Source organism: Paraburkholderia sediminicola (genome assembly GCF_902859805.1).
Classification (GTDB): Bacteria; Pseudomonadota; Gammaproteobacteria; order Burkholderiales; family Burkholderiaceae; genus Paraburkholderia; species Paraburkholderia sediminicola.
This window is the reverse complement of the sequence record NZ_CADIKC010000004.1, coordinates 32529-46303: the sequence shown is the minus strand read 5'-3', so window position 1 is coordinate 46303 and position 13775 is coordinate 32529. Positions and strand designations below refer to the sequence as shown.

11 protein-coding genes are annotated in these 13775 nt (G+C 61.1%); 1 reads left to right on the top strand and 10 read right to left on the bottom strand.

Going from position 1 to position 13775, the window contains the following annotated elements; all coding sequences use genetic code 11:
- Positions 1-171: 171 nt before the first annotated feature.
- From chrA to R8871_RS16235, 3 genes are all read right to left on the bottom strand, one after another.
- Positions 172-1389 (bottom strand): chromate efflux transporter, encoded by a 1218-nt coding sequence (gene chrA, locus R8871_RS16245; RefSeq protein WP_175051367.1) that lies wholly within the window; start codon positions 1387-1389, stop codon positions 172-174.
- Between the two features lie 19 nt (positions 1390-1408).
- Positions 1409-1867 (bottom strand): DUF2501 domain-containing protein, encoded by a 459-nt coding sequence (locus R8871_RS16240; protein WP_175051366.1) that lies wholly within the window; start codon positions 1865-1867, stop codon positions 1409-1411.
- A 172-nt stretch (positions 1868-2039) separates the two neighbouring features.
- Positions 2040-2273, bottom strand: coding sequence for a flagellar transcriptional regulator FlhD (locus tag R8871_RS16235; RefSeq protein WP_246287599.1), 234 nt, complete (start codon positions 2271-2273; stop codon positions 2040-2042).
- 431 nt (positions 2274-2704) lie between these two features.
- Here R8871_RS16235 and galU point away from each other — a divergent pair, with 431 nt between their 5' ends.
- Positions 2705-3586: a UTP--glucose-1-phosphate uridylyltransferase GalU gene (gene galU / locus R8871_RS16230; RefSeq protein ID WP_175051364.1), complete on the top strand. Its 882-nt coding sequence runs from the start codon at positions 2705-2707 to the stop codon at positions 3584-3586.
- Between the two features lie 68 nt (positions 3587-3654).
- On the opposite strand, the gene R8871_RS16225 is transcribed toward galU, so the two are convergent.
- The 7 genes from R8871_RS16225 to R8871_RS16195 form a co-directional block, all read right to left on the bottom strand.
- A complete protein-coding gene (locus R8871_RS16225; protein WP_175051363.1) occupies positions 3655-4836 on the bottom strand; it encodes a polysaccharide pyruvyl transferase family protein in 1182 nt (393 codons plus the stop codon).
- Entirely contained in the window at positions 4833-5996 is a 1164-nt protein-coding gene (locus R8871_RS16220; protein ID WP_175051362.1) for a glycosyltransferase, read from the bottom strand. The genes R8871_RS16225 and R8871_RS16220 overlap by 4 nt, the downstream gene beginning before the upstream one ends.
- 6 nt (positions 5997-6002) lie before the next feature.
- Entirely contained in the window at positions 6003-7043 is a 1041-nt protein-coding gene (locus tag R8871_RS16215; protein ID WP_175051361.1) for an EpsG family protein, read from the bottom strand.
- 64 nt (positions 7044-7107) lie between these two features.
- On the bottom strand, positions 7108-9261 hold the full coding sequence (locus R8871_RS16210) for a glycosyltransferase (protein ID WP_175051360.1): 2154 nt from the start codon (positions 9259-9261) through the stop codon (positions 7108-7110).
- Entirely contained in the window at positions 9258-11522 is a 2265-nt protein-coding gene (locus R8871_RS16205) for a polysaccharide biosynthesis tyrosine autokinase (protein WP_175051359.1), read from the bottom strand. The genes R8871_RS16210 and R8871_RS16205 overlap by 4 nt, the downstream gene beginning before the upstream one ends.
- Complete coding sequence (locus R8871_RS16200) at positions 11519-12013, bottom strand: arsenate reductase/protein-tyrosine-phosphatase family protein (RefSeq protein ID WP_175051358.1); 495 nt, start codon at positions 12011-12013, stop codon at positions 11519-11521. The genes R8871_RS16205 and R8871_RS16200 overlap by 4 nt, the downstream gene beginning before the upstream one ends.
- 61 nt (positions 12014-12074) lie before the next feature.
- Positions 12075-13733, bottom strand: coding sequence for a hypothetical protein (locus R8871_RS16195; protein ID WP_175051357.1), 1659 nt, complete (start codon positions 13731-13733; stop codon positions 12075-12077).
- Positions 13734-13775: the final 42 nt, after the last annotated feature.

Sequence of the window (13775 nt, the reverse complement as noted above, 5' to 3'; positions counted from 1 at the left end):
TACCGGTCGCCCCGTTTGGGCCGTTGAAGTCGCGTGCCTGAACCGGCCTGCAGCAGGGCGAATCCGGCCTATGCGATCAACGGGTCTATCGAGCAGCAGATTTCGCGCCTGAGGTCGATGCATCCGCGTTTTTTCCACCGGTTCACGCCGGTAATGATGGTGGACGAGGACTCAGACGACCCACCACGCGAGCAGCGCCGTGAGCAGCACCACGGCCCATGAAGGAAGGCGCCACCAGCCGAGCAACGCGAGCGCCACGATAACCAGCGCGAAATCGCGCCCACTGTGCACCGCGCTGGTCCATACGGGATCGTAGAGCGCGGCGAGCAGAATGCCGACCACGGCAGCGTTGATGCCGGCCATCGCCCGGCGCATCGAAGCGAATGCCCGCAGTTCGCCCCACAGCGGCAACGCGGCGCCGACCAGTAGAAACGACGGCAGAAAAATTGCGACAGTGGCGATCAGCGCGCCGGTTATACCCGCCGGATAACCGGTGCTGGCGGCGCCTAGAAACGCCGCGAAAGTGAACAGCGGCCCCGGTATCGCCTGGGCTGCACCGTAGCCGGCCATGAAAGAATTGGTCGAGAGCCAGCCGCGCGGCACGACGACCGCTTCGAGCAAAGGCAGCACGACATGGCCGCCGCCGAACACCAGCGAGCCGACCCGGTAGAACGCCGCGAACAGGTCGAGTGGATACGCATGCAGCAAGGCGGCCGCGGCGGGCAGGCCGAACAGCAACAGCCCGAAAACGGTGAGGCAAATAGCAGCGCCGGTCTTCGTGCCGGGCATGCCTAGCGGTGCGCGCGGCACCTCGGTCGACGATTTCAGAAGCAGGGCGCCGGCGACGCCCGCCACGACGATCGATGCGATCTGTCCATAGGTTGCGCCGAGCACGATCACCGCAATGGCCGACGCCACCGCGATCGTGACGCGGGCACGGTCGGGGCAGAGCGTACGTCCCATCGACCAGACTGCCTGTGCAACGACAGCTACCGCTGCAAGCTTGAGGCCGCGCAGCAGATGAAGTCCGTTCGCCTCTGCCAGATGGGTAAAACCGTAGGCAAACGCGACCATCAACAGCACTGACGGCAGCGTGAAGCCTAGCCAGGCCGCGAGCGCCCCCGCGATGCCGCCACGAAAGCGGCCGATCGCGATACCGACCTGGCTGCTGCCGGGACCCGGCAGAAACTGGCACAGCGCGACCAGATCGCTAAACGTGTGTTCGTCGAGCCAACGACGGCGCTTGACGAACTCGTCGCGGAAGTAGCCAAGATGTGCGGCAGGGCCGCCGAACGAGGTCAGGCCGAGCCGCAGGAAAATGCAGAAGAGGGTCCATGGCGAACTGTGTGTGGGCAGATCGAGGGGCGTATCGGATTCCGTGTTCTGCATCAACATGTTCCACACCCGCTCACAGCAAGGATTTTCCCTGGGCGAGAATCTTGTCGCAGACCTGTTTCGTGACCTGTTCTTTCAGACCGCCACCGCTCAGGTCCAGTTGCTTGCCGTCGCCGCTGCTCAGAATGCCCTTGGCGCCGCTGGTATAGCCGCTGTCCGTCGAGGCCGAACTGGAACCGCCGGGAAGTTTGCTCATCAGCGAGTCCTTGACTGAAGACGCGCTGCCGCCGCTGAGATAGTTGTTCTTGATGCAGAACTCCAGCACACCCGCGACGTTGCTGGTGCTGCCGGAAGTCAATGACTGGCCTGACAAGGCACTGCCCATGCCGCCGAGGCTCCCGAGGCCACCGGACGACCCACCACCCGAGCCCTGATTAAGCAGGTTACCGAGCTGCGCCTGGGCGGCCGGGACAGGTAGCAATGCTGCGATCAGCATCCCCGTAGCTGCGATGCGATAGGTGCGTGCTTTCATACTCGAACTCCTTCTGCTGGCTGGAAGTCCTCTCTACTATAGTGCCTTTCAGACGGACGGCAGACGGGGTTGTCAGGTTAAATGTTGTCATGCGCGGTGGATCATCCGCGGCAGTTTCCCGAGATTGTCATGTTGATCGAGCAGACGTACGAGGTAGGTCGGCGGGCAGCTGTCACGCCCGTCCGGGCGCTGCGTCAACTCGGAATTGACAGATCACGTCCGAGCTCTCGGCGAGGACTTCGATCTCGGACGCTGTCAACGAACAGATCCGTGTTGCCATCGAATCGGATAGTCCGAGTGCACGTTTTGCCTGCTCACGATCTTCCGCAAGCATCCGCTGCGCGAGCAGGAGATACGACTGGTTGAATGCGGCGATCGCCTGCAGGCTATCTGATTTCTTGGTCAATGTTCTGTCTTGCATGCGAAGGTTGACGTTTCATCACCGACCACTTCCCGGCGATATACCTATGCGAAGCTTACCCGCGCGGACATGCTCGTCTGTGACAAAAGCTTGATTCATTCCGCCAATGTTCGGTATCAGCCGTGCCTGTTTCACGGGTCGATTTGCGAGCGAATTTTTTTGAGCGCAATTAGCGGCTCTGTTAAATGACATTACTGTAGCGTTCCGTCAATTGCTCAGTGTGATCCGACAAGACCCCACACGATCCGGCTACTGGCAGACGATACTTGTCCGGGGTTTGCCGCGCCCGGCGAACTCTACATGCCTCGGTTAAACCTGCCCGGATTCTGGCTTCATGCGGGCAGGTTCTTTTTACGGCCGGGCGCCCATATTCCCGAATTAACGCCTGATCATTCCACACGCGAGATTCAAGTCCCATGCTTAAAGTAACGAAAGCCGTTTTTCCCGTGGCGGGACTCGGCACCCGCTTTCTTCCTGCAACAAAAGCAAGCCCGAAAGAGATGTTGCCCATTGTCGATAAACCGTTGATTCAATATGCAGTCGAAGAAGCGATAGCGGCAGGGATCACCGAAATGATCTTTGTGACGGGGCGCAGCAAGCGGGCCATCGAGGATCATTTCGACAAGTCCTACGAGATCGAAGCGGAGCTCGAGGCACGTGGAAAGGAGAAACTGCTGTCGCTCGTGCGTAGCATCAAGCCAAGCCATGTCGACTGTTTCTATGTTCGCCAGGCCGAAGCGCTGGGTCTGGGGCATGCCGTACTGTGTGCCGAAAAGCTCGTCGGCGACAGTCCGTTTGCCGTCGTGCTAGCCGACGACCTGCTGGACGGCAAACCGCCTGTCCTGCGGCAGATGATCGACGTATTCGACCATTACCATACGTCGGTACTGGGTGTCGAAGAGATTGCGCCGGACGAGTCGAAGTCTTATGGCGTGATCGACGGCAAACAATGGGAGGAGAATATCTTCAAGCTGTCGGGTATCGTCGAGAAGCCCGCACCCGCGGACGCGCCCTCGCGTTACGGCGTGGTGGGCCGCTATGTGCTGAAGCCCAGGATTTTTGAGCATCTGCGTGCATTGCGGCCAGGCAGCGGCGGCGAGTTGCAACTGACGGATGCGATCCAGTCATTGCTCCACGATGAGCAGGTTTTAGCCTATCGATATGAGGGTGCGCGCTTCGATTGCGGCAGCAAGCTCGGCTACTTGAAGGCGACCGTGGAGTTCGCACTGCGCCATCCCGAGGTCTCGGCAGACTTCAGCGATTATCTCGCCAGCCGTATGGCCGAACTGCAAGTATAAAAGTCGCTGGAGTGGCGATGCTGGGGAGAGAACCATACGCTCCCCTGCGTCGCCACGTTTTCGATCCTTCAGCCAGTGTGTTTCTTTGCGTTGCCGATAGCGGAGATGAACTGCGTGAACTGGTCGAGATGCCATCCAGCGTTCGAATATCGTTGCTTACGGCCGTCACGCGAAAGAAGCTCCGTGACGTGTCTCACGCATACGTCCTCCGGCGGTTGCGGTTCCTGAGGTCCCGGCAATGCATTGTCCAGCAGGAATTCCACACACTTGCGCTGATAGCAGAACAGCATGACAGGAACGTCGTACACGAAGCTGACAATAGCGCCGTGCAACTTCGAGGTAACGACACACGTGGCCGCGGCAAATAGATCGACAACCTCGGTAATCGAATCGCCGTATTGAAAGCGGCTCACAGAGACGTTCGAAGGCGAGAACAGGCGAGCAATGTCTCCAGTTACCGCAACGCTCTCGTCGTCCAGCGAGACGAACAGTACTTCATCAACGAGGTGCAGGCTGTCGACCCTGGCGAGGATGGCCAGCGCTGCGTCCATATACTGCCGCAGATGAATGGACACGATCAGGGTACGTCGATCCTGCTGACTTCGCTTTGGCGCATAGAGCGCCGGCAACGCGAACGCAAGGTCCTTAAGGTTGGCAGGCGGCGATCCCGTCGCGTCGGCGACCGCCCGGACCGAGGCTTCGTCGCGGACCGCAATGGACGGCATCGCGTCAAGAACACGCGCAAACGCGTGGCGCCGCTCCGCCGATTCGAATGGTCCAACCGACACCCCGAGCGCGGCGACGGGCCTGTTGAGCCGCCGCCCCGCATTGACGATCAGTTTCGCAAAGGGCAGCGACGCATTGGCGCCGAATAACGAGCCGCCGCCGAAGATCGCCGCCCGGGCTCGCAGGATGGCCGCCACATAGGTCACCGACCGTGCCACCGCGCCGATTGCCCCGGGGCGCGCCCACAATGCTCGCGCAACCGGCAAGTGGAACGGATGCGTCAATTCACACGCGGGCGATGCGCCGACTATCAGTGGGCGAATCCCCGGTGTTCTGATCGACATCGATTGCAGCAGATATCCGAACAGGTCGTCGCCGAAGTTGTGCCGTCCATAGAATCCGAAGAACGCGATGCATGTCTCGCGACGGACGGTCGCAAGTGGCACGTTGCCGACCTGGGACGATCGAATAGGAGGAGAACTTGATGCGACGACGGGAGCGGCTTCGGTTTCACGCGCGTTCATTTTGGAACCTCATGGGAAAGACCATGCGTCACGGCCGGTAAGCTGTGACCTTGTATCGGCGTCAGCAGTCGCCGGTAGATCCCCACGTAAGAGCGGAAGAGCTGCGAGTCGCCAAAGCGGGCCCGGGCGTGCGCGCTCGCGGCGGCACCCATCCGTTGCCGCAGATCTGCATCGTCGATTAAACGTTGGGTGTAGTGCGCCAGCTCTTCATCATCGTTCGCGAGAAAACCCGTCACGCCGTGGACGATGACATCGCGGTTGCCGACGATGCGACTCGCCACCGCAGGGAGTCCGGCCGCCTGCGCTTCGATCAGTGCGATCGGCATGCCTTCCCATAGCGAAGGCAGCACGAAGATATCGCACTGCAGAAGTCGTCGTCGAAGGTCCGCTGCGGGAATCCAGCCACTCAACTCAACGGCGTCACGGTCGATCCAGTTGTCGATCGCGTCGGCCTCACCGTCGCCAAACCACATGAAGCGAGCCTTCGATGTGCCAGAGAAGCGTTGAGCCAGGCGCGTGAATCGCCATGGCGCCTTCTGATAAGTGACGCGCGCCGACGTGCATACGACCACCTGTTCATCCGCCTTTCTGCGACCGTCCAGACGGAATTCATCGAGCTTCACCGCGTTCTCGACAAGGCTCGTGCGTTCTGCACGCAACAGCAACATCCGCGCATAACGCAATTCACTCTTCGAACAGGCAACGATGTGGCCACCCGCTGCATGCAGCATCCGTTCGATCAGCAAAAACAGCGAGATCTTGAGCGGCGAGATGTCTTCCTTGAGAAAGGCGAATCCGTGCGGCGAATAGATGGTGCGCGACGTGATGCCGAGAACGCACGCCGCGATCCGCCCCAATGCGGCGGCTTTCGACGAGTGAAGATGAACGATGTCCGGGCGTTCCCGAAACAGTTCGATAAGGACCCGGAACACGCTCACAATATCGTGAGCGCCGATACGGGTGCGCATGTCCACGACCTGCCGCCGCACTCTCGGATCGAACAATTCATTCAGCTTCGCAGCCGGCGGCGTGTCCTGCCGCACGGAATGCAGCACGACGACATCGTCGCCTGCCGCTGCCTGACGATTGGCCAGCAGAGCAACGCAATGCAGCACACCGCCGCCCAGTGCTTCCGTTACGTGTACGATTTTCTGTCGCATGATCGCTCACCCTAGTTGCTGGATTGCTGGAGCCGTCTGATACGGCAGGAATGGAGACTCGCCGTGTCCTTCTTCATCGGTCATGTTGTGGATGCGTCCCGCGAGCGCGATCAGTCCGATGAGGAACAGCCACGTCGCGAGATTGGTCCGCATGCGTCCCGTCGATGGAGAAAACTGACGCCAGAGCACGACCAACATGAGGAACACGAGGATCAGCTGGAAGCGGATGCCTGCATAGGTCACCTGAGTCATGCCGTACAGCGCGGCTGCCAGCACCGTACAGATCAGCCAACCGATGGGCGGAATGGCGAATTGCCGCCGGTACACGATCATCACGCCCAGCATCAGTATCTGGATCAGCAGAAAGAGCAATCCCGACGTGGCGTTCGGGGCCGATATGCCGGTGTAGAGACTGGTCTTGTCGGCGAAGTAGTCGGGCATCAACAGTGAGCCGGCGATGACGGCAACCGCCACGCCGACAAACATCAGCGTGTGACCGCGCCGGGTCGTTGCAATGAAAAGCAGAAACAGCAGCGCCGAAGAAAAATGCACACAGGTACCAATCAATGCGTAAATGACGTATCGAAGCGGCTTCTGGTGAGGCGAAACGCGAGTCGCAAGCAGAAAGATTGCCGACGCCAGACCGAATCGCATGACATTCATGGTCAACTCGTAGAACATGCCGGGTACGAGCACGAGTCCGCCGAACCAGATGCCAAAGCGGCTGCTGGAGATGGACCACAGCAATAGCAGCGCCGTCGTCATGGAAATGCTGTTGACGACAAAGCGCGGGTCGGGATCGATGGCCCAGAGAAACTGCGCATACGCGTTGAATAGCGGTTCAGCGCCGTAACCGTTGCCCTGGCCGAGGTCCGTGAACGCCTGGTAATACGCTGCCGTGTCGGTACCGGTATGGCCGCGCAAAACGGCCAGCGCCACCATCGGAAACGCACACGTGAGAACAACGGCGGGATTGGTCCCGCCATAGGCGATGCATAGCGCCACGCCGAAGTAAAAGATCAGCAGGGGAATGAGGTAGTAAGTCATTTCGCTCGCCCGGCCGGTTGATGCGTTGCGGTGCCTGCGGGTGCGTGGGTTGCGGGACGATTCCTCACGTGAACCTCCGCGCCACCAGGCAACGTCGAAAATATTTGACTGCGCTCAATAGGGAAAAACACAGCCATTCGACATTGCTGATCGCTCTGCGTCTGCGGAACTGGAGGTAGTTGTCCTGTTCGCCTTTCTGGATTTTCCAGAGCTGAGCGCTCAGGCCTGTTCGCGCGCCGAACTGCGCCTTGTAGATGTACGAAAACGGCGTTGAAAACAGGTAGGCCTGGCCTGCATCCACCAGCACGACTTCGAGCAGCATGAAATAGTCTTCGGCATGTCGCTTCGTCTCATCGAAGCGGGCGCCGACATCTGCGCGCATCAGAATGCTCGACGGTGTGAAGCGGTTCGAAAACAGGACACGCTGACGCGATACACGGTGCGGCGCGAAGACTGAGGGCCGTGGTTGAGATTCAGGGCGTTCGCCGGATTCGAGGTACGCCACGGGATGACCGGTGATCGTCGCCTTTGGATGAGCGCGCATCCATCCGTACTGGATCTCCATCTTTGCGGGATGCCAACTGTCATCCGAGTCGAGAAACGCGATGTAGGGCTGTGTCGCTGCTGTCCACGCCGCATTACGCGCCGCGCCCGGTCCGGCATTGCGCGGCTGCAACAGCACGTGGATCCAGTTGGCCGGATACATCCGTACCAGGTCGGCGAGAATTTCACGTGTGCCGTCGGTGCTGCAATCGTCGACGAGGATCAGCTCCCGTGGCCGGCACGTCTGCTGGAATACCGATTGGACAGCTCGCTCGACCGTATCGCGGCAGTTGAAACATGGAATGATCACGCTGACCGGAATCTGTTCGGATAGCAAGGGAGCCGCATCATCGGCGTCCCGCTCAACCTCGGCGACACGCGCCGGCTCGCTCCGTGCACGAGCCAGGAAGTGACGGGCGCACAGCACGGACAGCACAGCCCACACAACTTCGCCTGCAATCGATGCAAGCGCCGCACCTACGATGCCCGCGAACGAAACACCAATGACCCCGGCAATCACGCTGAAAAGCAGGGCGGCGAATGCACACCGGTTGCGCACGCGAATCAGATTGCGGGTTGTCATCACCGAGGAGGCGCTGACCGTCAGAAATCTGAACGGGGTGCTCAACGTCATGAGCACGACCACATCGACCGATTGCCCGTATTGCTTGCCAAATACCAGTGGAATCACGACCGGCGCGAGCAATGCCGCGATGCCGGCCAATACAACGCCCGAGACGAACATCCATTTATTGCCGTCCCGGTACATCCGTTCGAGACGCTCATCGCCCGACGCGGCCCAACGATGAAGGCGCGGCATCAGGAGCTTCTGGAACAGAACGGTTGGCAACAGATAGAGCGCGGTCAGAATGGTTACAGCGACGCTGTAGACGCCGACGTCCTGCGGCGCGCCGAGGTGCGAAACGATCACAAGCCCGCTTTGCCCGTATGCATAAAAGAGGAGGCTAGCCATACCGAAGGGCATGGCGTTGAGCCAGAGTTCATTGATCGACGGTGCCGGCACACTCCCGCTCGTGCTTCGCGCTGGGGATTCCGGCCCGTGTCCGATCAACGCCACCGCGCCACGGCGCAGCGCGGCGACCGAGCGCCAGGCGCCGAGTGTCACGATTGCGCCAATGCAGCCGAAACCAAGCGCAATCGCCTCGCTGCTGGCTCCCAACTGCCAGCAAGCCAGCACCAGGGCGAGACGCCCCGCATGTTGCAGCGCCTGCCACATGGCAACCCGCCCGAACCTTTCTTCGAGCTGTAGTTTCGCCGAGGCCATTTCGATGGCACCCTGGGTCAGCACCACGGGAAGCATCGACAGCAGTAGTTGGGCGGTGTGCGTGTCGGCCGTGCCGATCCATGCCCAGAGCGCGGCGGCGACGAGACACATGAGTGCGCTGCGGGCGATGAAACGAACCGACGCCTCCATCCAGCGCTTCGCCGCCCATCCTTCGGTGCCGTATGCCTTCAGCCAGAAGGACGGCACGCCAAAGCCGACCGCCGGTGCAATGATCGTCACCACCGCGAGCGCGGCGGCGAACTGCCCGTATTCCGAAGGTGACAGCGAACGCGCCAGCGTCGCCTGCACAGCGAACGCCAGCCCGGCTGATCCGAGCGCACTGACGGACAGCAACGATGCCGCCCAGGCGTCGCGGCGTCGCTGCGTCATTGCGCCACCTCGTCCATCACAGGGCGCGCGTCTTCGCCTCGCGAGCGTGCGTAGCGATAGCTCCCGTAGGTCGTGCCGTAACGGAAACGTCCTGCGTGCCGGTCGATTCCGTTGAGCACCACGCCTTTCACGTCGACGCCAACCTGCCGCAGGCGGCGCGCACATTCTTCGAGTTCCGCCGGCTTGGTGATGGAGGCGCGCGCCACCAGAAACACATTGCCGCTGGAATAGGGCGCGAGAATGGCGGCGTCGGGCACCGGGAGGAGCGGGGCGGTGTCGACGATCACTACGTCGTAGCGCGAGGCGAGTGCGCTGAAAAGTTCGGGCACGCCCGGACTGCTCAGATGGTCGGCCGCATTCGGCGGCATTGATCCGCTCGGGAGAAAGTCGAGCGTCGACCGCTCGATCTTACGGATCGATGCGTCCAGCTGGCTGACATCGGCGATCACATCAGATAGTCCGACAGCCGAGTGGCATCCGTAGGCACGGCTCAAGCCGCAGCGCCTGAGGTCACCGTCGATCAACAGGACGCGTTTGCCGGTCCGCGCGAGAACCGCGGCCACATTCGACGCGATAAACGATTTGCCGATGTTGGGTGACGGTCCGGTGAACATCACGACCTTGTTGCCCGAGTCGGCCAGCGAAAACTGCAAGGCCGTGCGAAGACTGCGCAAACTCTCGATCGCGGGGTCGGCTGGATCGACGAACGCCAGTGGGCGCCGCGCAGGCGTTTTGCGGCGCAGGTAGCCCGTCCATCGGAAGCCCCGGCGGTTCGCCATCGGCACCACCGAGAACACGCTGAGATCGGTCTGTTCTTCGATCTCGTGTGAATCGGAAATCCCACGGAACAGCAGATCGCGGATAAACGCGGCGGCGGCCGCTGCAAACATGGCGAGCACGATCACGACGAGGCACAACACGGGGCGCCACAAGCGGATCGGCTGGTCAGGCAGCAACGCGTTATCGAGAACGCGGACGTTCCCGATTCGTCCCACCTCCAGAATCTGCAGTTGCTCGATGTTGTTCAGCAAGCCGACGTACAGGTCATTGCTGATCTTGACGTCACGTTGTGCCGTGACCACTTGACGTTGGGTCTCCGGCAAACGGTCGATGCGTTGATTAAACCCGGCCGATTGCGACTGGAGCACCTTGATCTGATGATCGAGGGCGACCACCGTCGGATTGGTCGGTTCAAAGCGGGTCAGTGCCTCAGCGCGTTTTTGCAGAAGTGCGCTGATCTGCGTCTCATTGTCGGCTGATTGCTGCAGGATGGCGCGCGCCTCACCATCGAGATCCACCGATCCCAGCTTGCTCCGAACCACGGCATAAGCACTTTCCGTCGTATCGAGTTTCTGACGCAAGTCGGGCACCTGACTGCGCAGAAACGTTAGCGAGCGCGCGGCCTGTTCCGCCTTGCGATCCTCGTTCTGGCCGACATAGTGGCGCGCGATATCGTTCAGGATCGCCGTGATCAGCACCGGATCGCTGCCACGCAGTTTCACCTGCAGAACGTTGGAATCCTTGCCCAATTCACTGATGGATAGACTGCGTTGAAGCGTGTCGATCGTTTCCAGACGCGATTGCCGCGTGAGCTTGAAGCGGGCGCCCGGGGCCGCGTGGATTGCACTTACCTGCAAGGTGATCGGGCCATCGTCGGTGACGAAGGTCTCGGTCTTGCCGATCCGGCCCACAACGTCCTGGTCGAGACCGGTTCCTGAAAGCCGGTAGGTTCCGGCGTCCAGAATCGTCATGCGATAGTGTTCTCCCTCGAATTCCGGAGGAACGTCAAAGCGTTCGACGCGCGCGTTCTCGTCACCCCACGTATAGCCGCCCATGCCCAGAAATCCCGGGTGAGACAGCCCCTTGCTGGATCTTGCGATGGCGCGGCCGATGATCGGAAAACGGGCGGGCTCCGCCTCGATATCGAGGCGCAGGTTGTCGACTGCCGAAGCCACCACAAGCCGTGACTGGAGCACCTGCATTTCCGTATCGGCCGACGACTTGACGTCGAGCATCGACGAAAGATCCTGACCCAGCAGCGACGACGCGGTGGTCGCGGCCGAACCCTCGTCGACCTGCGTGATGATGTTGACCTGGTATTGCGGATCCGACAGCAGTACCGCCGCGATGCCGAGAACCGCCAGGGTTCCAAAAATCCACAGCATCATATGCCGGTAAAGCACGAAGACATCGAGCATCGCCGCCAGGTTGAACTCTTTCTCGGTGGCGGCGACTTCCTGCGGCGCATAGGGCGGGTTCACTGTGCACCTCCGCCAACGCAGAGCGCTTCCGGATACGCGCGCTCGCCTGAAGATCCGTTCAGGTTTTTCAGTCGCCGTGCCCAGTAATCGATGCCGTCTTTCAGGGCGTCGAGACACACGCGGAATGCGGAGATGGGCAAACCCATCGGGTCGTCGATATCCGCATCGTCGAAGCCGCGGATGGAGAAGATACGGCCGCGCATCAGCGGATAGAGCGACTGCAGACTTCGTGTCTGCGCCGCGGTCATCGTCAGAATCAGCTCCGCGTCGTTCGCGAGCTGTTGGGTCAACTGCGTGGCGCGATGCGCCTGAATGTCGATACCCATTTCGGACAGTACCGCGACGGCCTCGGTCGCCGCCGGTTGCCCCACCTCAGCCGCAAGGCCGGCAGAACAGACGCGTAGCCCCTCGACGCGTTGCTGAAGAAGCGCCGCGGCCATCGGGCTGCGGCAAAGGTTTCCGTGGCAAACCATTAGAACGTTGGAAATCATCTGGTTGTCTTTCTATGTGTTGAGACGTTGCTGACTCGGATGGATGTCTGCGCACCCAGGCTCATGACGAGCGCCATACCGCCAGTTCGTTGATCTCGAGCTTTCCCGTCCAGCCGATGAAGGTCGTCTTGAGGACGGCCTGAACGGCACCGGCAGGAACGGCTGCTTGTGCAGATGGAAGTTCATTCGCCGTGCTCTGCGATTCGCTCACGCTTAGCGGGACGCCCCCCGCGGCGTAGAACTGGAACGCGAATGCCGTACGACCTGTTGTGCCCGCGGAGGTCGCCGCGCAGGCGGCAAGGACGGTTTCGCCCGCGTTCACCGGGAAAGGTGTTCGCGTGGTCACCGAGAAGGGTGCGTTGTCCTGATCCGGCGAGGCCAGCCGCAATGCTTGCCTCGATCGGGTCGTTGCGCCGTTTCCCGTAGCCATGTCCATCGCGACGATTTCGCCTGCGGCTCGCCCGGATGCAGCGGATGACATGCTCCAGTGCGTAAGTGAGCCCACTGGTGTGCCCGGGCTATCCAGCGTGAAGAGACTGTCCGCGTTGATCACGCTTCCGCGCCACGGCAGAGCCTGAACTTTCTGGAAGCTCATTGCACTCACCGATTCGACCGGCACCTCGTCGCCGATCAGCGCCGTCAACGCGCCCTGTTGCGGAGACTCGAAACGCCACTCGACGCCGGAAGCAGAGAATTTCGCCGTGCCGGCTACCAGTTGACGCGGCGCATTGTCGAGATCCTTGCGTTTCCAGCGCCTCGGCAGCACGATCGAGTCGCGGAACACGGTGCGAAGGTTCTTGCCCGCGGCCGTCCCGTTGACGAGCAGTCCGTCGATACCTTCGATGTGACAGTGGTTGAACGCCACCGTACCGAAACGCGCCTGACGGCCGAAATACACCACGTCACCGTTGAAATCGAACGAGCAGGCATCAAAGACGAAATCCATGCTGTCCGAATTGATGTCGATGGCGCGGGCTGAGCCTGCAAACGTGCAATCGAAGAAGGTCATCCGTTCGCCGCTATTCACGCTTCTGCCAACGCCTGGCGCCACGTAAATGCCATCCTCGCGGTTCTGTTCGAAGCGCGACGAAAACCACGCAGTCAGATACGTATTGACCGGATCGATCCGCAGCGCACCACGCCAGCCCGTGACCACGACATTGCGGCCGCCCGCGTCTCTCACCGCGCCCGAAAATCCGGCTTGCCGGTTGCCCATCACGATGCCCCATCCCTCGGACTGTGCCTTGCCGGGGCCAAGTATCGAGATCGTGCCGCCTGTGCCGTCGAGAAATGGCGAACGGTCCCCCGGAAAACGCAACTCGGTCGCGGGGAGGGTGGTTTCGTTTCTGCAGGTCAAACCGTTCCAACCGACGGGCAACAGGGAGAAGTCGAGCAGGACGCCGCCCACCGAGCACAACTTGATCCAGGGCGCGGTGTCGATCGTTTCCGTGAGAACGTAGCGGCCCGCCGGAATCAGCAATGCGGGTAAACAGGACGTGTCGCGCGTACGCAGTGCGATATTGCGTACGTAGTCGATCGCGCGCTGGAACGTGCCGGTGTCGTCGCTCGCACCCTTGCCCCTGGTGGCGAAATCGCTGAGCCAGCGAAATCCGTTCTGCGATTGATTCCCGGTGGATTCGCCCCATCCACGCGAGACCGCACCGGCACCCAGTATTGCCGCGCCGGCCGAGAGGCCCATGACCGAACGGCGATTCACCATGTCGTCACCGTCATGCGCTGGTTTCGGAGAAGTTGCAATGTC

Excerpts from the sequence above, each read along its gene's own strand:
- chrA (WP_175051367.1), bottom strand. The coding sequence starts at position 1,389 with ATGCAGAACACGGAATCCGATACGCCCCTCGATCTGCCCACACACAGT.
- R8871_RS16240 (WP_175051366.1), bottom strand. The coding sequence starts at position 1,867 with ATGAAAGCACGCACCTATCGCATCGCAGCTACGGGGATGCTGATCGCA.
- galU (WP_175051364.1), top strand. The coding sequence starts at position 2,705 with ATGCTTAAAGTAACGAAAGCCGTTTTTCCCGTGGCGGGACTCGGCACC.
- R8871_RS16225 (WP_175051363.1), bottom strand. The coding sequence starts at position 4,836 with ATGAACGCGCGTGAAACCGAAGCCGCTCCCGTCGTCGCATCAAGTTCT.
- R8871_RS16220 (WP_175051362.1), bottom strand. The coding sequence starts at position 5,996 with ATGCGACAGAAAATCGTACACGTAACGGAAGCACTGGGCGGCGGTGTG.
- R8871_RS16215 (WP_175051361.1), bottom strand. The coding sequence starts at position 7,043 with ATGACTTACTACCTCATTCCCCTGCTGATCTTTTACTTCGGCGTGGCG.
- R8871_RS16210 (WP_175051360.1), bottom strand. The coding sequence starts at position 9,261 with ATGACGCAGCGACGCCGCGACGCCTGGGCGGCATCGTTGCTGTCCGTC.
- R8871_RS16200 (WP_175051358.1), bottom strand. The coding sequence starts at position 12,013 with ATGATTTCCAACGTTCTAATGGTTTGCCACGGAAACCTTTGCCGCAGC.
- R8871_RS16195 (WP_175051357.1), bottom strand. The coding sequence starts at position 13,733 with ATGGTGAATCGCCGTTCGGTCATGGGCCTCTCGGCCGGCGCGGCAATA.